We start from the raw sequence: 22,778 nt of genomic DNA, 5'->3' as shown, positions 1-22,778 counted from the left end.
CTTTTTTTTGTCTTTATTTTTTTTCTTGGTTTTATAATACTTGCGGTATTTTGGATATGTTATTGCTCCAATTAGAGAAATTGTACCTAAGCAATAGTAAACCCAACTTAGTGAATGTGCTTCTCCACTTGCGTAGGAATGCAGACCAACTAAATGGAAGTTTACTCCATAATATGTAAATAAAATAGAAACAAACGCAAACATACTCATCAAATTAAAGAACCATTTTCCACGTAAAGCTGGAACAAATCGAGCATGAATTACAAACGCATAAAGCATGATAGAAATTAAAGCCCAAGTTTCTTTTGGATCCCATCCCCAGTAACGTCCCCAACTTTCGTTTGCCCATTGTCCACCTAGAAAGTTTCCAATCGTTAGCATGATAAGACCAATAGTTAAAGACATTTCGTTGATATAAGTTATCTCTTTAATGTTTAATTCCATTTTAGCTTGTTTTTCTCAGTTGTAAAGAAAATCAATACTAATGCTACAAAACCTAGAATCATTCCTAATGCAGTTGGACCATAGCTACCTACAATAACTGCAACGTGAATCATTAACCAATACGAGTTAAGAACTGGTTGTAAGTTTGCAATTTCTGGATCAATCCAGTTCATATATGCCGCCATCAAAATCATAGCTGTAACAAATGCAGATGAAGCAACAGTAAGTTTCGATTTTCTATCAAAAGCCAAACCAAAGAACATTGTTGACCAAGCTACATATACAATAGACTCGTAAGCATTACTCCAAGGTGCGTGACCAGAAATATACCAACGTGCTATTAATCCTAATGTATGAAGAGCAAATAGCAAGCCCACCATGATATGGAATGCGTTTATTGTAATACGAAGCCATTTTTTTTCAAAGAAAATATTGACAATAATAAATATAAACATCAAGCTCGCCACTGTGATATACCAATAAGGCAATCCTTTAAAAACATCATATTTATTGTATGCAATTTCGGCATCAATTTTTTGTTCGCTTGGACGAACTTTAGCGCCAAATTTCTTTTGAAAACCATTAAGACTTTCTACTAATTGATCGGCAGTATCCCAATTCTTAGAAATAGAAGCATTGTTTAATGCACTAAAATAAAGAGGTAAAATTTGCTTTACATAAGTAGAATCCATTCCTTTTAAACCTGCATTTTCACGTTCTAAATAAGAAACCCATTTATGATTTGGATCATTTGGGACAGGGAAAATTTTCAAAATGCTTCCGCTTAAAGCAGACTCCATTAAATTTACTTTTTTATCTGTTTCAATAAAATCTTTCTCAAACTGATTTGGATTTGCCGCTTTGTAAGCTGCATCTAAATATGGAGAAAGTTTATAGTTTCCGTTTGCATCAAAAAAGTTAACAAATGCAACCGCTTTGGCTTCTTTATCTACTCCAATAATTTTACGAATACTGTCATTTCCAGATTTGATATAGATTATAGGAACCTGAATCCAAACTTGTGCATATTGCGTCATAGACAATAATACCTGATCAGAGTTCATTCCGTTATACGTATCGTCGTGACTTACTTTTCTTAGTAATTCTGAAGAAAAGGTATTAACAGGTTTCATTCTACCTCCAGCATCTTGAATAATCAAACGCCCAAATTTTGCGGCATGTGCTGTCGGTGCTTTGTAAATAGACAATAAAGAGTCTAATTGTTTTTTACTTGGTGGAGCTGTTACGTGATTTGCATGATCATTTGGATCTGCTGTATGATTATGATCATGATTGTGATTGTCTCCTGGTGTATGAACATGAGGTGCTTGAGCAAAACCACTCAAACTAATCATTAAAACTAAGATCGTGATAAATTTTTCTTTTTTCTTTTTTACAACTTCCAATTTGCGTTTTAAATCGGCAAAACGAGAATGTTTGGTAAACATAATTGCCATTAATCCCAGATATAACATAAAGTAGCCAAAATAAGTAATTGAAGTTCCCCAAAAATCATGGTTTACAGATAGTACAGTTCCTTTTTCGTCCGGATCAAATGAAGATTGGAAAAAACGATATCCTTTATGATCTAAAACGTGATTCATATAAATATCAGCATCAAAAGTTTCTGTAGAATCTAAAACGGTTACTTTACTTTCAAAAGCAGAATAACTTTTTTCTGTTCCTGGATATTTCGTAGCGATAAAATCATTCAATCTTACTTTAAAAGGTAAAACATAAGCTTTACTGCCAAAGAATAAGCTGTATTCTATTTTTCCAATTTTTACGGTTTGAGGCTCCCCTATACTTCCTTTAGAGCCTAAAAGTCTAACCTCTTTTTCTTCACCGTCAGCTTTTACTTTTACAATTAAAGCGTCTGTATGAGATTTTGCTTTGAAGTCGTTGCTAGATTCATAATCAACAACACCTTTAACGGCTGGATCTGGAAACACAATTCGAATGTCGCCAATACTATATAAAGAACGCATCATTAAAGGCTGTACATTATCTTTAGTTACAGCACCTTTTAATTTATCGGCCATTCTCATAAATTCTCCTTCAAATGGAGTTTGAATGGTATATTGCTCACCAGTTGTATTAATGTTGATGGCGCCGTCAGTTGGTTTGTTTAAAGCAAATAATACATTGTGAATGTTTTGTACTTCACCATCTTTCAAGAAATGCTCTTCACGTCCGCCTGCTCCAGCTTCAACTAACTTTAAATAAAGTGTTCCTTTGGGATCTGGTTTGATCATTTCTTTAGCTCCCATAATGTAGTTTACGTAACTTACCTCAAAAGGAGTTTCGTCAAATTTACCAGAAAGTGTAAAATTGTTATTGGTTACAGGAGATAGCAAAAGACTTTTATCAAAAACCCTGCGTTTCATTTCACCTTTATATTCGCCATCAGCAAAAACGGTAATAAATGTTTTGTCTGAATAAATTTGATTCTCGGCTGCCCCTTCACGGATAGGCATCATTCCTTCATAACTGATATAACGAGTGATAAAAGCACCTAAAAGGATAAAAACGAAAGCAAGGTGAAGCAATAAAGTAGCCCATTTTTCTTTCTTTAATAATTGATAACGTTTTATATTTCCGAAGAAATTAAGCATGAAAACAACCATTATAGCTTCAAACCACCATGTATTGTAAATTAAAATTCTGGCAGTATCGGTATTATACTTACTTTCGATAAAAGTTCCAATACCCATTGCGATTGCAAATGCTAAAAAAAGAACGGCCATTAATCGTGTAGAAAACAAAAAAGAGAATATTTTTTTATCCATTTTTAAGGAATTACATTGTATAAAAGTGCCACAAAAGTACTTAAAAATGTTGATTAGCAGTAGGGCTATTTTGTTAATAAAAACCAAATAAAGAGCGTCAAATTTAATCATATTGACAAAAATGTACGCTTAGCTTTACAAAAGTACAGATGTAGAATATTTGCTATTTTATCTACTGCAGATTAGGCGATTTAAAAGTTTAATTGTAAAAAAATAATCGATCGAAAATCATTCTATTCAGCATAATCTGTGGCAAAACTTTATTATGTCAATTAAGTTTAAAAAAAATAATACTAATTTTGCGATATGATTCGAATAACGATAATTGGTTCTGGAAATGTCGCTCAACATTTAATAAAAGCGTTCTCTGCAAGTAATCTTGTTGAAATTGTACAGGTGTTTTCCAGAAAAAAAGAAGCTTTGAATTCTATTATTGATTCAGAAAAAATCGTAACCGAATTTTCGATTTTAAAAGAAACAGATTTATGCATTATTTCAGTTTCTGATACTGCAATTTCAGAAGTTTCAAAGCAATTACCTTTTAAGAATCAATTAGTTGTTCATACTTCCGGTACTACTTCAATCGACATTTTAGATTCAAAAAACAGAAAAGGCGTTTTTTATCCGCTGCAGACATTTTCTAAAAGTAAAGAAGTCGATTTTTCTATAATTCCAATTTGTTTAGAAGCTGAAAATCAAGAAGATTATGCGATCTTAGAAACTACTGCAAAATGCATTTCAAATGCTGTTTTTGCAATTAGTTCAGAACAGCGAAAAGCATTGCATGTAGCGGCTGTTTTCGTTAATAATTTCACGAATCATCTATATCAAATAGGAAAAGAAATCTGTGACGAACATCATGTTCCGTTTGAAGTTTTAAAACCTTTAATTCAGGAAACTGCCGATAAAATTAAAACCTTAGACCCGATTGGTGCACAAACTGGTCCTGCAATACGCCGTGATTCAGTAACAACAAATGCACATTTGGAGTTTATAACAGATGAAAATCAAAAGAATATTTATAAAATACTAACACAATCTATAGAGAATAATGGCAAAAAGTTATAAAGAAATGATGAACGACATTACAACATTTATTTTTGATGTTGATGGCGTGCTTACAGACAGTTCCGTTTTTGTAACCACAGAAGGAGAAATTCTTCGCACAATGAATATTCGTGATGGTTATGCGATGAAAGCAGCTGTAGAAAGCGGTTATAATGTTTGTATTATTTCTGGCGGAAGCAACGAAGGCGTTCGAGTGAGACTTCAAAATTTAGGAATTACCGATATTCATTTAGGAACTCCTGATAAAGTTAAAACATTTAAAGAGTATACAGAAGCAAATAATATCAAACCAGAACAGGTCTTATACATGGGAGATGATATTCCAGATTATCATGTAATGAAATTAGTTGGTTTACCTGCCTCTCCACAAGATGCAGTTCCTGAAATTAAAAAAATCTGCCGTTATATTTCGCATGTAAAAGGTGGAAAAGGTGCCGCACGAGACGTTATTGAGCAAGTTATGAAAGTGCAAGGTAAATGGATGGAGTATTTTAATGGAAAGCATGATTAGTGCTCAGTTTGCAGTCGAAGTATTCAGTCACAGTTTACGTTCAATAAAATCTCTGAACCTTTGCCTCTCTGCCTCTTTGAACCTTTAAAAAAAGCCTTAGAATCTTAGCATCTTAGCCACTCAGAATCTCCAAAAAAATGAAATACCTAAAACTCATTCGATATAAAAATCTACTAATGCTTGCTTTTATGCAGGTTTTATTTCGTTATGCTTTTTTAAAAGAACAGGATATTCCTTTGGCTTTATCTGACTGGCAATACGGACTTTTGGTTTTAAGTACCGTTTTATTGGCTGCTGCAGGTTATGTAATAAACAATATTTACGATGTTGCAACAGATACTATAAACAAACCAAATGATGTGGTTATTGGAAAAGGAATTTCAGAAACTGCAGCATACAATATTTATATTGGTCTTAATATTTCCGGTGTTGCAATAGGTTTTTTGTTGTCAAATATTATTTTGCGTCCTAGTTTTGCATCACTTTTTATTTTAATAGCTGCACTACTTTACTTTTATGCAACTACTTTAAAGCAGATTATGATTTTGGGTAATTTTGTTGTTGCTGCACTCCTTTCTGTAAGTGTTCTTATTATTGGAATCTTTGATCTTTTTCCTGTCGTAAATTCAGAAAATCAAGCACAAATGGCCAGTTTATTTTCGATTTTAATAGACTACGCCCTCTTTGCTTTTATGATTAATTTTATTCGCGAGATAGTTAAAGATATTGAAGATGTAAATGGCGATTATAATCAAGGAATGAATACTTTACCAATTGCAATTGGTATTAGCAGAGCAGCTAAAATTGCATTAGCCTGTGCCATAATTCCGTTTATATTATCGTTACTTTATATTAATACTTATTTTGTTCAAAACCATCTTTTTATTGTTACCATTTATGCATTTCTTTTTGTTTTAGCACCTTTACTTTATTTTATCGTAAAAGTATTCAGCGCAAAGTCAAAAAAGGATTTTCAGCATTTAAGTACTGTTTTAAAATTTATTTTGTTCTTCGGAATTTTATCCATTCTCATCATTAATTTAAATATCAAATACAATGCTTAAAGAAAAGCTTAAAAAATATAGTTTAATTCTTGCGTCGGGATCGCCACGCAGACAGCAGTTTTTTAAAGATTTAGATCTTGATTTTCAAATTCGTTTAAAAGAAATTGAAGAAATCTATCCGCCAGAGCTGAAAGCAGTCGAAATTACAGATTATCTGGCACAATTAAAGGCAGATGCTTTTGATGGAGAATTAAATGATAATGAAATCTTGGTAACAAGTGATACTATTGTTTGGCATAACAATAAAGCATTGGGAAAACCAAAGAATGCAGAAGATGCTTTTCAAATGATAAAATCCATGTCGAATGCAACACATGAAGTGTTTACATCGGTTTGCTTTAAAACAAATTCCTCTTCTACCCTTATTAATGATGTTACAAAAGTAACTTTCGCAGATTTATCAGACGAAGCTATTTTATATTACATAGAAAACTACAAACCTTATGATAAAGCGGGTGCTTATGGAATTCAGGAATGGTTTGGTTTTATGGCAGTTGCAAAAGTCGAAGGTTCTTATACAAATGTTATGGGACTGCCAACAGCCAAAGTTTATGAATATTTGAGTACTTTAGTGTAAAAAAATAGATATGTTTTCTTTCAAAGAGTATAGCCAGGAAATTATTGCTACCGTAATTGTTCTTTTATTATTAATAACAATGCGTGTTATTGTGGCAAAATTAATTCGTCGTTTTGCCAGCAGCAGTCAGCTATTGGAGCACAGAACAAACTTGGCAATTAAATATACTCATATACTAATGAATATACTTGTTGTAATAAGTTTGATAGTAATTTGGGGTGTTGAAACAAAAGATATACTTTTTACGGTTTCGTCTATTGCAACAGTAATTGGCGTTGCTTTTTTTGCGCAATGGTCTATTCTGAGTAACATTACTTCGGGAATGATTTTGTTTTTTTCATTTCCATTCCGAATTGGAGATACTATAAAAATACATGATAAAGATTTTCCTATCGAAGCCGAAATCGAGGATATCAGCGCTTTTCATGTCAATCTAAAAACCAAAGAAGGAGAAAAAATTATTTTTCCTAACAATCTGCTTCTTCAAAAAGGTATTTCGATTATGCCGACACAATATGAAGAAAAGGAATTTTTTGACTAAAATTTGAATGGGAATTTTATAAGGCTTGACTAAAAAGCTGGAACGCAAAACGTTAGATAAATTGCAATATTTGTTTAGCTTTTTAACGTTTCACTATAAAATCTCTCCAAATGATTCCAACAATAAAACTGCCATTCTATGCAAAACTCTCTTGTATATTAGTAAGTCTAATTGCACTTGCTTATATTTTTTGCATTGCAAAAGATATTCTTACACCAGTATTCATGGCATTTTTATTTGCTGTTTTGCTGCTTCCTATTTTTACGATATTAAATACTAAATTGAAGTTTCCGCGGCATTTTGCTGCTATAGTTTGTGTTTTAATTTTTCTATTGTTTATAGTCGGAATTTTGGTTTTCATTTCCTATCAAGTTACGAATATGGCAAATGATTTTGATACGATTAAAAAGAATGCAAACTCCTTTCTAATTGAAATTCATAAGTTTATAAAAGAGAATTTTCATGTAAGTATTGGCGAGCAGAAAAAGTATTTAGATAACGTAACCAAAGATTCGGTTAAAAACGGAAATGCTACTTTAGGATCAGCTTTAATTTCTATAAGTGATCTATTAGTAGACTGTACTATTATTCCAATTTATACATTTCTATTTCTCTTATACAAAGATCATTTTATACTTTTTTTAGCCAAATTAATAAGCAAAGAAAATCACGCTGCGTTAAAAGATATTCTTACTCAGATAAAAGTTTCGATCAATAATTATATTGTAAGTCTAATTCTTGAAATGATTGTAGTTTCGGTACTTACCAGTTTAGGACTTTGGATTATTGGTGTGAAATATTTCATTCTTTTAGGATTAATAACAGGGATTTTAAACCTGATTCCTTACATCGGAATTGCAATTGCGGGTTTAATTACGATTCTTGCTTCTTTAACAGGTTCTGCCGAAGTATCATTAGTTGTTGGAATTTTGATCGTGAACTTAATTGTTCAATTGATTGATAACAATTTGCTGGTGCCATTAATCATTAATTCAAAAGTCGAAATAAATGCTTTTGTTTCTATTATCGGAATTATTATTGGCGGTACAGCGGCCGGAATTTCTGGAATGTTTTTAGCAATTCCACTCCTTGCAATTTTAAAAATTATCTTCGATCGTATAGATTCACTAGAACCTTGGGGTTATGTTATGGGCAATCATATGCCTAAAAAATTCATCTGGCGAATTCGAAAAACAAAAACTGTCTATTAAAATAAGCTGTCAATTTTAAAAATGTTCGTATTATTTATCTTATATTCATATTAAAATAAGTAAAAAAGAAAGTTTAAAAATACCTGAATGTTGCTAAATAAAAAGATAATAGTTTTTATTTTGTTGTGCTTTAGTTTACAAAGCATTTATGCTCAGTCAGATACTTTAAAAGAAAAGACTAAAGCTAAAAAAGATACTACCGAAATATACAATCGAATTAGAAATTATTCTAAGAAGAACAAATTCACCAAAACCTTACATAAGCTTATATTCAGAGCAAAGAAACCTAGAAAAAAAGACGAAGTTCTTGTTCCCACTGATACCACAAATTTTGATGGAAAAATTATCCGAAAAATTAACATTATTACATTAGATCCGTTTGGACATTCTGTAGTTGATTCTACTGTGATGCCAAAGAACTGGGGAGAACGTACAGGAAATCGACTTCATTTAAAAACAAAGAAAATTGCTATAAAAAACCTGTTGTTAATTAGAAAAAACACAGTTTATGACAGCTATAAAGTTCAGGAAACAGAACGTTTAATACGATCTCAGAGATATGTTACGGCAGTCAGAATTTCAAACAAGGTAGTTGGAATGGCGGCAGATTCTGTTGATATTACTATCAGGGTTTTGGATTCGTGGAGTACCATACCAAGATTTTCAGTATCAAGTAATCAAATGTCGATAGGTTTTAAAGAAAAAGATTTTTTTGGTTCCGGTCAGCAATTAGAATATCGATACACTAACCGATTTGATGACGGTCGAAATGGTAATGATGCTACGTATACGATTCCGAATATTAAGAACACTTATATTGGAGCCGCCTTGCATTACAACATGGATCTCGATAACAATTACAGCAAATCAATAGATATTGAACGTGATTTCTATTCTCCTTTGACTAAATGGGCAGGCGGCGTTTATATTGGGCAGAATTTCAGAAAAGATACGCTGCAAGCTCCTGATTTGACTTATGCATATCAGCCGTTTAAATATAATTTTCAAGATTTATGGGGAGGTCACGCCACGAAAGTTTTTGAAGATGAAAATAAAGCAATTACAAATCTAATTGTAGCAGCACGTTTTTTAAATGTGGATTTTACCGAGACACCTTCAGAAGTTTATGATCCTACAAATTTCTATTCTGATCAAAAACTGCTTTTAGCGGGTATTGGATTGAATAGACGTAAATTTATAAAAGACAGTTATATTTTTAGAAACGGACAAACGGAGGATGTTCCAATTGGTCGTATTTACGGTATTACATTGGGATATCAATACAAAAATACCTTTTGGAGACCTTATGCCGGAGCACAATTTTCATTTGGAAACTACTACCGATTGGGTTTTTTAAGCATGAATTTTGAAGCGGGAACTTTTTTTCATCAATCAAAAACTTACGAAACCGCCTTTTTATTAGAGTCTAATTACTTTACTAAACTGTTCACTATAGGAAACTGGAAATTAAGACAGTTTGTGAATCCTAAGCTTGTTATAGGTGTAAACCGCGAGAATATCATTGGCGATGAACTGAATATAAACGAGCAGAATGGTTTAGCAGGATTTAATAGCGCTATTTATGGAACAAGCAAAGCTGTTTTATCGCTTCAAACTCAAACTTATTCGCCGCATTCTGTTTTAGGTTTCCGTTTAAATCCATTTTTTAACTATTCGATAGCAGTTTTAGGAAGTCCAGATAATGCAATGTTAAGAAGTAAACCTTATTCAAAAATTACTTTGGGATTATTAATAAGCAATGACTATTTGGTTTTCAGTTCTTTTCAACTCTCATTATCCTATTATCCAAGTATTCCAAATCAAGGAGATAATGTTTTTAAAACAAATACATTTGAAACTAGTGATTATGGACTTCAAAGTTTTGAACTTGCAAAACCAAGAATTGTCGATTATAAATAGATAGAGCTTTATTTTTTTTACTTTTTTTTGTGTTTTATTTTTAGTTTAAAAATCAATACATTACAGATTTTACAACACTAATTCACTCGTTAAAAAGTATATTTTATCCGACGAACGGTATCACGTTTTTATTTTTGGCACGGTATATGAAAATCCTTAAACAAGATTAACATTTAAACTTTAGAAAAGATGAAAACAATGAAAATAGCAATCGCCGGATTATTCCTTTTGATTGCAAATGCCACACAAGCTCAGGTATCGATAAACGTTAACATAGGTAATCCGCCAGCTTGGGGACCAGCCGGATATGCAGATATGGAGTATTACTATTTGCCAGATATTGAGGCTTATTATGATGTTAGAGCTTCGCAGTTCATCTATTTTGGAGGCGGAAGATGGGTTAGAACAACTTATTTACCTAGACAGTACAGAAACTATGATTTATACGGAGGTTACAAAGTAGTTTTAACAGATTATCATGGAAGGACTCCTTACACTTACTTTGATCGACACAAAGTAAAATACTATAAAGGATATTGCGGTGCGCCACAAAGACCTTATAGACCAAGACCAGTTTATGGTTATAATGATCGTCGTAACGATAACAGAAATTACAAGCACTACGACAAACATTATGATAAACATAACAACAAACATCATGGAAAACATGATAGAGATGATGATGACGATCGTCACGAAGGTCGCGGAAGAAGATAAATAACTATAAAAGAGCGCATTAATTTTTATTAATACGCTCTTTTTGCATGTTTAAACAGTATCTAATTAGTTTTCAATAACTAAACATTAACATTTCATTTAAATACTGTTCCATAATTTAATTACTATTTTTGAGTCTATTAAAAAACCAACTAACCAAGTATGATAAAAACTCCAGTTCAATTAATTCTATTTTTTTTAATAGGTTTTAACATCGCATTCGCACAGCAGCCGCAAAAACCAAATTCAGTAGAGATTTACAATCAAATCAAAAAATTAAACTTTTTAGGATCAGTTTTGTATGTTGCAGCACATCCGGATGATGAAAATACACGTTTGATTTCTTATTTTGCAAACGAAGTAAATGCTAGAACTGGATATTTGTCGCTGACAAGAGGAGATGGAGGTCAGAATTTAATTGGTCCTCAATTGCGCGAGTTACTTGGTGTAATAAGAACTCAAGAACTTATTGAAGCCCGAAAAATAGACGGTGGCGAGCAGTTTTTTTCTAGAGCAAATGACTTTGGATTTTCAAAAACTCCCGATGAAACTTTACAAATTTGGGATAAAGATAAAGTCTTGGCCGATGTTATATGGACTATTAGAAAATTTCAGCCGGATGTAATAATTAATCGATTTGATCATCGTTCGCCAGGAACAACGCACGGACATCATACGTCATCTGCAATGCTTAGTGTCGAGAGTTATAATCTAACAAACGATTCAAAAGTATATCCTGAACAATTAAAATTTGTTTCGCCTTGGCAGGTAAAAAGACTTTATTTTAATCCTTCATGGTGGTTTTATGGAAGTCAGGAAAAATTTGATGCTGCTAACAAATCTAATTTTGCAAAATTAGAAACGGGAGTATATTATACTGGATTAGGAAAATCAAATCAAGAAATAGCCGCATTGAGCAGAAGCCGTCATCAATCGCAAGGTTTTGGAAGTACTGGTGTTCGTGGTGAAGAAACAGAGTATTTAGAAGTAATTAAAGGCGAAAACGGATTAGATAAAAACAATGTTTTTGATGGAATCGATACGACTTGGAATCGTGTTAAAAACGGAAAACCAATTGGTGATTTAATATCGATAATTATTGCCAAGTATGATTTTAGCAATCCATCGGCGAGTATACCAGATTTAGTAAAAGCCTACACCATGATTGAAGCTTTAAACGACGATCATTGGAAAAATTTAAAATCAGAAGCTGTAAAAAATATTATCGCATCTTGTGCAGGTTTATATTTAGAAGCTGTTGCGAGCGAGCAGGAAGCCACTCCAGGAAGCATCGTAAAACTTAGTTTAGAGGCAATAAACAGGTCTCCAGTAAACATGCAGCTTACAAGTGTTACTTCATTGCCAGACAATAAAATAACTATTCAAAATAGTATTTTAAAAAACAACAGCACTCAAAAGTTTATTCTTCAAACAAAACTGCCAGAAAACATTGAATACACACAGCCTTATTGGTTAAAAGAAAAAGCAACTGTTGGAATGTATACTGTTTCTAATCAAGAAAACATTGGGATTCCAGATATTATTAGAAATGTAAAAGTTGTTTTTACCATAAAAATTGAAGGTGTCGAAATTCCGTTTGAGCGTACCGTTATTTACAAATACAACGACAGCGTAAAAGGCGAAATGTATAACTTTCTTGATGTTGTGCCAGACGTTACCACTTCAATTTTAGAAAAAGTACTTGTTTTTAGAGATACTAACAGTAAAATGATTCCCGTAAAAGTTCGCGCAGGAAAAGATAATGTAAAAGGAAATTTACAGTTAGAATTACCAAAAAGCTGGACTGTAGTTCCTAAACAAATTCCGTTTACTTTAGATCAAAAAGGAAACGAACATATCTTTTATTTCGAAGTTACACCTCCCGTAAATCCAGAAGAAACTACAGCGCAAAGTATTGTTACTATTGATAATAAACGTTTTGATAAAGCAGAGACAATTATTGATTTCAGTCATATTACAAAACAGATGGTTTTAAAATCAGCCGATTCAAAAGCAATACGAATTGATTTAAAAACTTCGGGAGATGCTATTGCTTATATAATGGGTGCTGGTGATGAAGTTCCTGAAAGTCTTTCGCAAATGGGATATAAAGTAACGATCTTAAAACCTGAAGAAATCACACCAGAAAAATTAGATTCATTTAATGTTGTTATTACAGGAGTTCGTGCTTATAATACCGTAAATGCTTTGGCTAACAAGCAAAGTATCTTATTCAATTTTGTAAAAAGCGGTAAAAACATGATTGTTCAATACAATACAAATGGACAATTGGTAACAGATAAAATTGCGCCATATCCGTTAAAATTATCATACGACCGAGTAACAGAAGAAAATGCAAAAGTTACATTTTTAGCACCAAATCATCCTGTTTTAAATACTCCAAATAAAATTTCATCAAAAGATTTTGAAGGCTGGACACAAGAACAAGGCTTGTATTATCCAAATCAATATGATCCTGCCTTTACTCCTATTATCTCTTCACATGATAAAGGCGAATCAGCCAAAGACGGCGCGTTATTAGTAGCGCCATACGGAAAAGGATATTATATTTACACCGGTTTAAGTTTCTTTAGAGAATTACCTGAAGGCGTTGCAGGAGCTTATAGATTATTATCTAACATGATTTCGCTGAAACAGCCAATAGAAGCTCCTAAACAAGATATTAAGCAATAAAAAACGAAAATATGGAAGCTAAAAAAGTAAAAAAATGGAAAAAAAGCTACACCTATGTTTTGGTTGCTAATGCCATTTATATTTTAATATTTTTCTTAATCATGCAATTATATTCATAACCTATGCAGCTATTTGATTGGATCGTACTTATTGTAACACTTTTATTCATAGTTGGATATGGTTCTTGGAAAACCAAAGGAAGTAAAAATGTTGAAGACTTTATTCTAGGGAATAATGAAACTCCTTGGTATACTGTAGGACTTTCAGTAATGGCGACCCAAGCCAGCGCTATTACTTTTTTATCTACTCCCGGGCAGGCTTATCATGACGGAATGGGTTTTGTGCAGTTTTATTTTGGACTGCCAATTGCAATGATAGTAATATGCGTTACTTTTATTCCGCTGTATCACAAAAATAAAGTTTTTACTGCTTACGAGTTTCTTGAAAAGCGTTTTGATGTAAAAACACGTTCTCTTGCAGCCATTTTATTTCTTGTTCAAAGAGGATTAGGAACTGGACTTACCATTTATGCCCCTGCAATTATCCTCTCGGCACTTTTGGGTTGGAATCTTACCGTAATGAACATTATTATTGGTGTTCTTGTTATTATTTATACTTTTTCGGGTGGAACAAAGGCCGTAAACGTTACTCAGAAGCAGCAAATGTTTGTGATTATGTCGGGTATGTTTATAACATTTTTCCTGATTTTGCATTATCTGCCAAATGATATGACATTTAACAACGCTTTGCATATCGCTGGTGCAAACGATAAAATGAATATTGTTGATTTCTCGTTTGATCCTGAGGAAAAGTATACTATTTGGAGCGGTATTACAGGAGGTTTTTTCCTAGCCCTCGCCTATTTTGGTACAGATCAATCGCAGGTTGGAAGATATTTATCTGGGAAATCGGTTCGTGAAAGCCAAATGGGATTAATCATGAATGGTCTTTTAAAAGTACCGATGCAGTTTTTTATCTTATTGACAGGAGTTATGGTTTTTGTATTTTTTCAATTCAACCCAGTTCCATTAAATTTTAATCCAAATAACAAGACAGTAATTGAAAAATCAGCTTTTAAAGAGGAATATCATGTTTTGGAGAAAAAGCTGAGTAAACTTTCTGAAGACAAAAAAGTAATTAATTTATTGTACATCGATCAGCTAAATCAAGATTTTGATAATCCAATTCTGCGTAAAGAATTAGTAACATTATCCAATAAAGAAAAAGATTTACGTGACCGCGCCAAAGAAATTATTTTGAGAGCAGACAGTCGCAGTGAAACAAATGATAAAGATTATGTGTTTTTTCATTTCATTTTAAACTATTTGCCAAAAGGATTAATTGGTTTATTGCTTGCCGTTATTTTGTCTGCCGCAATGTCGTCAACAGCATCTGGTTTAACAGCATTGGCATCAACGACAGCAATAGATATTTACAAAAGAAATGTCAAAACCGAGAAATCCGAGAAACACTATCTTAATGCTACTAAGTTTTTTACATTATTCTGGGGGATTGTAGCGATACTTTTTGCCTGCGTTGGAACTTTGTTTGAAAACTTAATACAGCTTGTAAATATGATTGGATCGATATTCTACGGAACCGTTCTAGGTATATTTTTAGTTGGATTCTATTTACGCCGCGTTCAGGCAAAACCTATGTTTTATAGTGCTATTATCAGCCAGATATGTATTTTTATCATTTATTATTTTATGATTTATACTCAGGAAAAACTGGGGTATTTATGGCTTAATTTTATTGGAGCAATTCTAACGATACTATTATCATTGATTATTCAGTTTATATTCTTTAGAGGAAAAAGGGATTCTGATGATCAGATTGTTTTAGAATAATATCTTTTTTTTTTTTGACTTAAATATTTTATTATACTAAACGAAAATCTTTGTCAAAGTTTAAAACTTTGACAAAGATTTTTTTTTTGTACACATTCTAAAAGGTTTTCAAGCATTTCAATAAAATCTTTTATCTTTGATAAAACCTTCAAATCACTAAAAATGAAACCATTAATTGTCCTAATTGTTGTTTTTTTAGTTTCAATTTTTACTTTAAAATTCCTAACAAATCAATATGATATACTTATGGCGGCAAGAATCGCAATGTGTGTAATGTTGTGTTTTACGGCAATTGCACATTTTGTTTTTACCAAAGGAATGGTAATGATGCTTCCTGAAAAAATCCCATTTAGAACAGAGTTGGTTTACGCAACTGGGATAATCGAAATTGTACTAGGAATATGTCTTTTGATTTCTTCAACGAAAGTTTATGCTGGATGGATATTAGTAGTGTTCTTTATCTTTTTACTTCCCGCCAATATTTATGCCGCTATAAAACATATAGATTATCAAAATGGAACTTATAACGGAAACGCAACGTCATATTTGTGGTTTAGAATCCCGCTGCAGATTGTTTTTATTCTTTGGACATTTTGGTGTGCGGTTTTATACTAAATGCATTTTCAATTTTTAGCTGCAATCAAGAATCAAGAAATAAACTAATTGCAATATTGCTAAAATACCGTATTAAATTTTGTAAATTAGTCGATTAAAAGCTTTTTCATGAAAGACCTTAAGAAGTACAGCAATAAAACCAAAGCAGCCTTTGTTTTGCTGATCGTAATGCTGTTAATTTTACTTGGAAATTTTAATACTCTGCAAAATTCTAAAAATGTAAACAAACATATCAATGCCATTTACAATGACCGATTGGTTGTAGCGCATTATATTTTTCAGTATTCAAAGGAACTTCATTTTATAAAAGCAGAAGCTGAAAAACTAGACTTAAGCGACAATATTAAGAAAGATGAAATTATACATACGCTGAATATTATTCATAATATCGATGATTTGTATGCTAAAACGGTTCTCACAAATAAAGAAAAACAGCATTTTGATACATTTTTAAAATCTTGTAAAGAGATCAATAAACAAGTCGAGAATAAAGATTGGAATAAAATTGCCGTTTCAAGCGCTGAAGCTTTAAAAACACTAGAATCATTGTCGCAAATTCAAATTCAGGAAGGAAAATCACAATTAGCAAACGCTAATGCAATGTATAGTAAAAACAACAGTCTTGGTCAGCTTCAAATTGCATTGCTTATAATTTTAGGCGGAGTAACTTGTTATCTACTTATAGTCAAAAAAATCAAAAGAACGATTAAAATTCCTGAACCGCCAAGTTTGAACTAAAGCGTAAAACTATTTGTAATTTTAAAAATTAAACAAAACCACTCTGCACTTTTATTCAGAGTGGTTTTGTTGTTTAAGTTAAGCTGTTAAACGCTTTTTCGTCCGCTGATCAGCGAAATAACAAATAACACCAAAAATATAAAAAATAAAATTTTTGCTATACTAGCGGCTCCAGCGGCAATACCTCCAAAACCAAATATTCCTGCAATAATTGCCAGAATAATAAATATGACTGTCCATCGTAACATAATAAATAATTTTAGTTAATATCGATTTTGTTTGCTTCTCACCTATTCTACTCAAGTTATACATGAGTTAATCAAACTGATATACCAAAATTCATCAAAAAGAAAGATTTTTCTGTTATATAATTTCGAGAATTACTTTCATAATTAAAATTAACGTCTTGAAAATGAATATAAAAAGTTACTATCAAAAAAAAACTCCCAATTCTTTAAAATTGGGAGTTCTAGATTTTTGTTTAGATACAATGTTCATCGAAACTTAGCCTTTCAAAAACTCAGTTCCGCCATAAATCATTTTACCTTTATAAAACACACCTTCTCTTTTTGGTAAACGAGCTACAGCTTCGGCAGAGCAGCTTGCTTTTACCAGAATAAAGTTAGCGTCATTATTTTCTGCAGGCCAAACGCGGGTTCCAGAATCGTTTAAAGGCAATACTTCATCAGTTGTTGCAATGTGAAGCGCACGACTTAAGCCAAACTCGTCTGTCCAGCCATATAATTGAGCGCATAATTTTGCCTTTTCAAGCATATCACACGTACCAAAAGGCTGCCAATGGTCAACAATACTATCCGTTCCAGTCATTAATTTTACACCGTATTTTTTCAAAGTCGGAATTGGCATAATCGTTCTCCCAATCGGAATTGTTGACACTACTCCTATTCCAAGATTACCCATTTGTTCTGCAATCTTTTCAAGATCTTTTGGATCCATTCTTGCAAGCGCAAAACCATGACTAATGTATGTTTTTCCTTGTAACTGCTTGTTTTCCTCAGTTTTCTTTATAATATATTCAATCGCTGCTTGACCAGATGGCGGAGATTCATGCAAATGGATGTCTATTCCTTTATTCGTATCTATTGCAATTTGAAACATAGCATCAAGCGATTTTTCCATATTACCATCAACATTTGTCGGATCAAGACCGCCAATAAAATCAACTCCCATTGCAGCAGCTTCTCTTAATAAAGGCTCTGATTTCGAGTACAAAATTCCGTGCTGTGGAAAAGCAACAATTTCCCAGCCAAAACTATCTTTGTTATTATCCAAAGCCGCCAGTAAATGCTCCAAACTTTTTAATCCGCTTACAGGATCAATATTACATTGACAACGAGCAAAGAAACTTCCTTGACTTTGCATTAGTTTAATCGCTTCTTCGGCTTTACGCTGAGAGTCTGGCAGTAATTGTGGAATTATCTTCTGTTCTAGCGCAATCATATCTTTTACCGTATATCCTTTTCTTGGTGCAGCATTCCACGTTCCGCCGTAGTACGTTTTATCAATATGAATGTGCATATCACGTAATCCAGGAAGCATAAGCATGCCTTTAGCATCAACATTTTTAAGCTTTAAAGCAGGCTTATCTAAAGTGATACTTTTAATCTTTCCATTAGCAATATGCAAATTATACAAACCCGTTTTGGTCGAAATAACTTCGTTTTTTTCGTTGTAATTAAAACCTTCTTCTAGGCGCACATTAGTCAATAGGTAATCTCCAGAAACCTTTTCTTTACTTTCTTCAGGCAGCGATGCGGCATTTCCAGCAATTCCAGAGAATAAAGCAGCTCCAGTTGCAGCAGCTCCCAATCCTAAGAATTTTTTCCTGCTGATTATATTATCTTCCATAAGTTATGATTTGTTTTTTAGTACGATTTTAGAATATACTCTAAAATTGCTAGAATATATGAATATGCAAAAATCGTTTAGAAATTAAAACAGCAACTGTAATATTACGGATAAGGATGGTAAAAATTATAACTTTCTTTAAAATCGCCTGGTGTTTTCCCTGTATACTTTTTAAAAACTTTAGAGAAATAGCCATTGTCATTAAAACCAAGCTGATACGCGATTTCTTTAATAGATAAATCTGTACTCGTAAGCAAACGTTTTGCTTCTAGAATTGTTCGCTCTTTTATAATATCGCCAGCTGGAGATTTTAAGTATCTCTGAGAAAGTATATTGAGATAATTGGGAGTAATATTTAACTTATCGGCATAAAAGTTAACCGAGAATTCTTCATTGAAATGATTGTCTATCAAAGAATTGAATTTTTTAATCATTTTTTCTGGCTTAGTCGAAGAATCGTGCTGTGGAAATTGAATTAAATAATCCTTTTGTAATACTTTAAGTAATAAATGCAGTCGAAGCAATACAATTTCTTTCGTGCTTAAATCATTATCAGGTAAAATTAGTTCAATTTCATTCAAATGATTTCTTAAACCTTCAAACTGTTCTTGGGTTACAGAAAGACAGGAAGGAACATTTTGTTCAAAAAAAGGAAACGCTGACAAATTAGAAAATGCGTTAACAATTTCTGGCGAAATCATAAGCTGAAAGCCAATTGTATCAACGTTTAACAGCCAATTGTGAACTTGCCCCTGCCTCACAAAATACACTTGATAATCATTGACTGTATACTGCGTAAAATCGACATTGTGCATTCCTGATCCTTTTTCAACAAAAAATACAAGATGAAAATCGTGTTTATGCGGCTGTTCAAATGCATTTCGGCCTTTTACACTATGACGAAACAAAGTAATACCTAAAGTTTCTTCTCCAAGTATATTGCCAACAGATAAAACGGGAATTGGATGTTTTGCCAAAGGATAATGCAGTTAGTAATAGATTTTCAAAAATATAGAATTTAAGGATATAAAAAGCAAAGAAAAATTTTCTCTTTATGGCCCTTTTAATTTTCTATTTGTGTAGAAGATTCTAAAAACAATAATTGACTTCTAAACTGCAATAAAGCGTTATGTTGTGTATAAATCATGTCTTGAAAAGTAGCAATATTACTTTTAGTGTAATTTTTATTAGTTTTTAATTCTTGATACACTTTATCTGATAATCCTTTTTCATATTCTTCCTTAGCAACAATCAGATACTGTTGAAAAGTTATATTAGGATATAATTGATGATTTGCACCATCATTATCATCTATATACTTTTGAATTATAGATTGTACTTCCAAATGAAGCTTTTGTGTAGCAATAAAAATTCCTAATAAGTTATTTCTTTCCTCATCTGGTTTGGAATTAAACGTTTTATTATATGTTAGCCAAGCTATAATTAAACCTGCTAAACCTATAAATATTTCCATAGATTTATATTTAAATTTATCAAATATACCTAAAAACAAAAGAGTTCTACCTTAGGTAAGACAGAACTCTTTCATTATTTACAATACTATAAAATTATAGTATTAATGCTATGTATTTTAAATATTATAATTTGAAGTTCCATAATATTCTTCATCATTTACACTTTCCAGCCAAACTCCTGTGCCTTTATCAATTTCTGTAATAATGGCGATATAAGAAAATTTACTAAAGGGCGTCGCGCCATACCAATGTTCTACTCCTGGTAAAATTGTAACTACTTCATCTTTATGAAGCGTTCTTATTTCACCTCCCTTTTCTTGGTAAAAACCTACTCCATTTGTTGCAATAAGCAAATGTAAACTTGCGTTGCTGTGCCATTTACTTCTTGCACAAGGTTCAAAAGTTACTTCTTTAATAATGGTGTTTTTGGGATGAATTTCGCTTGTTTGTTTTTTATAAGATACTTCGCCCGTCATATACATATTCGGTACTTTTCCTTCTTCAATTACAGTGGTATAATTTGTTGACATAAGTTATTTTTTGAGATTTATTTTATTTAAAACTGTTGTATTCTTCATCCGTTACAGGTTCAAGCCAGTTTAAAATTCCTGTTTCAGTATTTGTACTTATAGCGATATGAGTAAATTCGCTGTTTGGCGATGCGCCGTGCCAATGTTTTACTTCTGGCTGAATATTTATTACATCACCTACTTTAAGCAACTGAATAGGCTTTCCTACTTCTTGATAATATCCAGTTCCCTGCGTTACAATTAAAATTTGCCCGCCCGGATGGGTGTGCCAGTTATTTCGTGCACCAGCCTCAAACACTACATTTCCAACAGCTGTATTTAAAACTGGATCGTTTGGAACTAACATTTTTACCCATGCTTTTCCTGTAAAATAATCAGCAGATGCTAAGTCTCCTTTTGGAAAAATACCTGTACTAAATTCATTTTCTGATGCTTTCATAATTTTCTTATTTGGAATTATCAGAATCAGAAAACTAAATCGAGAAAGCTAGAGTGCGCTTTATGAAGTATTATTTAGTCTATTAAAAACTGATAAAAGATTAATACTATAATTTCAAGGCAAAAGTAGTTCAAGCCGGCTTTTGCAAAATAACAATATTCAAACAAAAAATTAAGAAATTGAAACAATTTATGCTCTCAATGATTTTGGAACCGTTCCTGTAAGTCTTTTAAAATAATTATTAAAATAACTCGGATACTCGAATCCAAGCGAATAACCAATGTCTGAAATGCTCCAGTCTGTATGCTGTAATAACGCTTTTGCTTCGCCAATAATGCGCTCTGTAATATGTGCTGTAGTTGGTTTTCCTGTAACTTCTTTTACAGAACGATTTAAATGATTTACGTGCACAGCAAGACTTTGTGCGTAATCCTGAGGTGTTTTTAAAATCAATGGTTCGTTTTTAGTCTCTATAGGAAATTGTCTTTCCAGCAGCTCTAAAAATAAAGAGGTAATTCTTGAAGATGCATTTTTATGTTTAAAGAAGTTTTCTGAAGGCTGCATTTTCATCGATTCGTGAATTATCAAATTGACGTAGCTGCGCATTAAATCATCTTTAAAAACATAATCCGTTTCATATTCTTTGATCATTTTTTGAAACAAAGAATCAATAAACATCTTCTGCTCAGCATTTAAAGAAAATATTGGCGTTCCTCCTATTTTAAACAAAGGAGATTCGTGAAGTGTTTCTGAACGGTCTTTTGATTTTAGAAATTCTTCTGTAAAAACGCAGGCATAACCTTCGTAACCTTCGGAGATTGTTTCCCACGAATACGGAATAATTGGATTGCCAAAAAACAAGATAGTACCATCAGTTTCTATTCCGCGATCAGCATATTGTATGATGCTTTTACTGGTATTAATGCAGATTTTATAAAAATCCCTGCGGCTGTAAACCGGAATTTTACTTTGATCCCCATTTATTTGATACACTTTAAAACCTTTTAGCTTTAAGTCTGAAGTAAAATCGCAATTCTGAGTTTCTGTTTGATTGTTCATTTTGCAAAGTTATGAAAATCAAATATATTTTTCAGTTGTTTTTCTTTAGGTAAATCTTACTTTAAAATTTCCAAAACCTTTTCATTCAAAGTAAAATGCACTAATAAATAGAGTAAGGTTCGTTTCATTAGAGCTGATGTAATAACTTCATTACTATGGCATGAAAATGGTTATTAAAAATTTAGAATCATTCTATTGGCTATACTTTTAAAAATGATTTTGATTTGATGTAATTTTATATAAAATTAAAAAAACAAAGATTATATGAGTGTTATTAAAGATGAAAAAAAGCTTCTTAATGCCATTAAGCGTATCGATGAAAAAATCGATAAGAATAATGACCAAAAGATACTTGCCTTTTTTTGAATCTCTTGGATTAACTGAAAGAGAGGACGTTCCCAAAAATTTTCTAGATTGGGATACGATTCTTATTGTGGTACCCGACCGTCACATTTCGCATGAATTAAAATACTATAAATTCTCTATTTCAAGACTTTTCTTTGTTACAAATCCATATGCAGATCAAATTCATATTTATGATTTTGACGAATGGAAAAGTGTTACCCGAAACAAAACACAATTCCAGATTAGAGAAATGATGAAAACAAGTTTTGGCGGAGTTAAAAAATCCGGAGCAGATAACGACTAGTTTTAATTCTCTGAACAG

General features: G+C 32.2%; 20 protein-coding genes and 1 pseudogene. 13 read left to right on the top strand and 8 right to left on the bottom strand.

Translation table 11 applies throughout. From position 1 onward, the window contains the following. Nucleotides 1-3,233, bottom strand: a pseudogene (gene ccsA / locus BOW55_RS12340) (cytochrome c biogenesis protein CcsA); the annotation flags it as partial. 306 nt (nucleotides 3,234-3,539) lie between these two features. Between ccsA and BOW55_RS12335 the strand changes: the two are divergent. The 12 genes from BOW55_RS12335 (at nucleotide 3,540) to BOW55_RS12280 (ending at nucleotide 16,739) form a co-directional block, all read left to right on the top strand. Further along, entirely contained in the window at nucleotides 3,540-4,301 is a 762-nt protein-coding gene (locus BOW55_RS12335; RefSeq protein WP_129024366.1) for a Rossmann-like and DUF2520 domain-containing protein, read from the top strand. Then, the gene (locus tag BOW55_RS12330; protein WP_129024365.1) at nucleotides 4,285-4,812 is read left to right on the top strand and encodes an HAD family hydrolase; all 528 of its coding nucleotides are present in this window, start codon (nucleotides 4,285-4,287) and stop codon (nucleotides 4,810-4,812) included. Before BOW55_RS12335 ends, BOW55_RS12330 begins: the two co-directional genes overlap by 17 nt. A gap of 137 nt (nucleotides 4,813-4,949) precedes the next feature. Then, nucleotides 4,950-5,876 (top strand): geranylgeranylglycerol-phosphate geranylgeranyltransferase, encoded by a 927-nt coding sequence (locus tag BOW55_RS12325; protein ID WP_129024364.1) that lies wholly within the window; start codon nucleotides 4,950-4,952, stop codon nucleotides 5,874-5,876. Next, on the top strand, nucleotides 5,869-6,453 hold the full coding sequence (locus tag BOW55_RS12320; protein ID WP_129024363.1) for a Maf-like protein: 585 nt from the start codon (nucleotides 5,869-5,871) through the stop codon (nucleotides 6,451-6,453). The genes BOW55_RS12325 and BOW55_RS12320 overlap by 8 nt, the downstream gene beginning before the upstream one ends. 10 nt (nucleotides 6,454-6,463) lie before the next feature. Continuing rightward, on the top strand, nucleotides 6,464-6,994 hold the full coding sequence (locus tag BOW55_RS12315; RefSeq protein WP_129024362.1) for a mechanosensitive ion channel domain-containing protein: 531 nt from the start codon (nucleotides 6,464-6,466) through the stop codon (nucleotides 6,992-6,994). Between the two features lie 110 nt (nucleotides 6,995-7,104). Then, nucleotides 7,105-8,205 carry an AI-2E family transporter gene (locus BOW55_RS12310; protein ID WP_129024361.1) on the top strand — a complete coding sequence of 367 codons (1,101 nt, stop codon included), beginning with the start codon at nucleotides 7,105-7,107 and terminating at the stop codon, nucleotides 8,203-8,205. Between the two features lie 87 nt (nucleotides 8,206-8,292). Next, on the top strand, nucleotides 8,293-10,125 hold the full coding sequence (locus tag BOW55_RS12305; RefSeq protein WP_129024360.1) for a hypothetical protein: 1,833 nt from the start codon (nucleotides 8,293-8,295) through the stop codon (nucleotides 10,123-10,125). Between the two features lie 189 nt (nucleotides 10,126-10,314). Continuing rightward, nucleotides 10,315-10,842, top strand: a complete 528-nt coding sequence (locus BOW55_RS12300) for a hypothetical protein (protein WP_089055737.1) — start codon at nucleotides 10,315-10,317, stop codon at nucleotides 10,840-10,842. A gap of 162 nt (nucleotides 10,843-11,004) precedes the next feature. After that, entirely contained in the window at nucleotides 11,005-13,536 is a 2,532-nt protein-coding gene (locus tag BOW55_RS12295) for a PIG-L family deacetylase (RefSeq protein WP_129024359.1), read from the top strand. Nucleotides 13,537-13,658: 122 nt separating this feature from the next. Continuing rightward, complete coding sequence (locus BOW55_RS12290; RefSeq protein WP_129024358.1) at nucleotides 13,659-15,386, top strand: sodium:solute symporter; 1,728 nt, start codon at nucleotides 13,659-13,661, stop codon at nucleotides 15,384-15,386. A 162-nt stretch (nucleotides 15,387-15,548) separates the two neighbouring features. Further along, nucleotides 15,549-16,001: a hypothetical protein gene (locus tag BOW55_RS12285; protein ID WP_129024357.1), complete on the top strand. Its 453-nt coding sequence runs from the start codon at nucleotides 15,549-15,551 to the stop codon at nucleotides 15,999-16,001. Between the two features lie 108 nt (nucleotides 16,002-16,109). Then, nucleotides 16,110-16,739 carry an MCP four helix bundle domain-containing protein gene (locus tag BOW55_RS12280; protein ID WP_089055741.1) on the top strand — a complete coding sequence of 210 codons (630 nt, stop codon included), beginning with the start codon at nucleotides 16,110-16,112 and terminating at the stop codon, nucleotides 16,737-16,739. Nucleotides 16,740-16,825: 86 nt separating this feature from the next. Here the strand turns inward: BOW55_RS12280 and BOW55_RS12275 are convergent, their stop codons facing one another. The 7 genes from BOW55_RS12275 to BOW55_RS12245 form a co-directional block, all read right to left on the bottom strand. Then, the gene (locus BOW55_RS12275) at nucleotides 16,826-16,987 is read right to left on the bottom strand and encodes a DUF1328 family protein (protein WP_129024356.1); all 162 of its coding nucleotides are present in this window, start codon (nucleotides 16,985-16,987) and stop codon (nucleotides 16,826-16,828) included. A gap of 256 nt (nucleotides 16,988-17,243) precedes the next feature. After that, entirely contained in the window at nucleotides 17,244-18,608 is a 1,365-nt protein-coding gene (locus BOW55_RS12270; protein WP_129024355.1) for an amidohydrolase, read from the bottom strand. A 104-nt stretch (nucleotides 18,609-18,712) separates the two neighbouring features. Beyond that, nucleotides 18,713-19,585 carry an AraC family transcriptional regulator gene (locus BOW55_RS12265; RefSeq protein WP_129024354.1) on the bottom strand — a complete coding sequence of 291 codons (873 nt, stop codon included), beginning with the start codon at nucleotides 19,583-19,585 and terminating at the stop codon, nucleotides 18,713-18,715. 86 nt (nucleotides 19,586-19,671) lie between these two features. Further along, nucleotides 19,672-20,082, bottom strand: coding sequence for a hypothetical protein (locus tag BOW55_RS12260; RefSeq protein ID WP_129024353.1), 411 nt, complete (start codon nucleotides 20,080-20,082; stop codon nucleotides 19,672-19,674). 117 nt (nucleotides 20,083-20,199) lie between these two features. Further along, nucleotides 20,200-20,613, bottom strand: coding sequence for a cupin domain-containing protein (locus BOW55_RS12255; RefSeq protein WP_129024352.1), 414 nt, complete (start codon nucleotides 20,611-20,613; stop codon nucleotides 20,200-20,202). A 22-nt stretch (nucleotides 20,614-20,635) separates the two neighbouring features. Next, nucleotides 20,636-21,052: a cupin domain-containing protein gene (locus BOW55_RS12250; RefSeq protein WP_129024351.1), complete on the bottom strand. Its 417-nt coding sequence runs from the start codon at nucleotides 21,050-21,052 to the stop codon at nucleotides 20,636-20,638. A gap of 189 nt (nucleotides 21,053-21,241) precedes the next feature. After that, nucleotides 21,242-22,111: an AraC family transcriptional regulator gene (locus BOW55_RS12245; protein WP_129024350.1), complete on the bottom strand. Its 870-nt coding sequence runs from the start codon at nucleotides 22,109-22,111 to the stop codon at nucleotides 21,242-21,244. Between the two features lie 280 nt (nucleotides 22,112-22,391). Here BOW55_RS12245 and BOW55_RS12240 point away from each other — a divergent pair, with 280 nt between their 5' ends. Then, complete coding sequence (locus BOW55_RS12240; protein ID WP_241686547.1) at nucleotides 22,392-22,760, top strand: hypothetical protein; 369 nt, start codon at nucleotides 22,392-22,394, stop codon at nucleotides 22,758-22,760. Nucleotides 22,761-22,778: the final 18 nt, after the last annotated feature.

It is taken from the genome of Flavobacterium sp. YO12, from assembly GCF_004119495.1.
Taxonomy (GTDB): domain Bacteria; phylum Bacteroidota; class Bacteroidia; order Flavobacteriales; family Flavobacteriaceae; genus Flavobacterium.
Note: the sequence above shows the minus strand (reverse complement) of the source record. Positions and strands in the feature narration are given on the sequence as shown.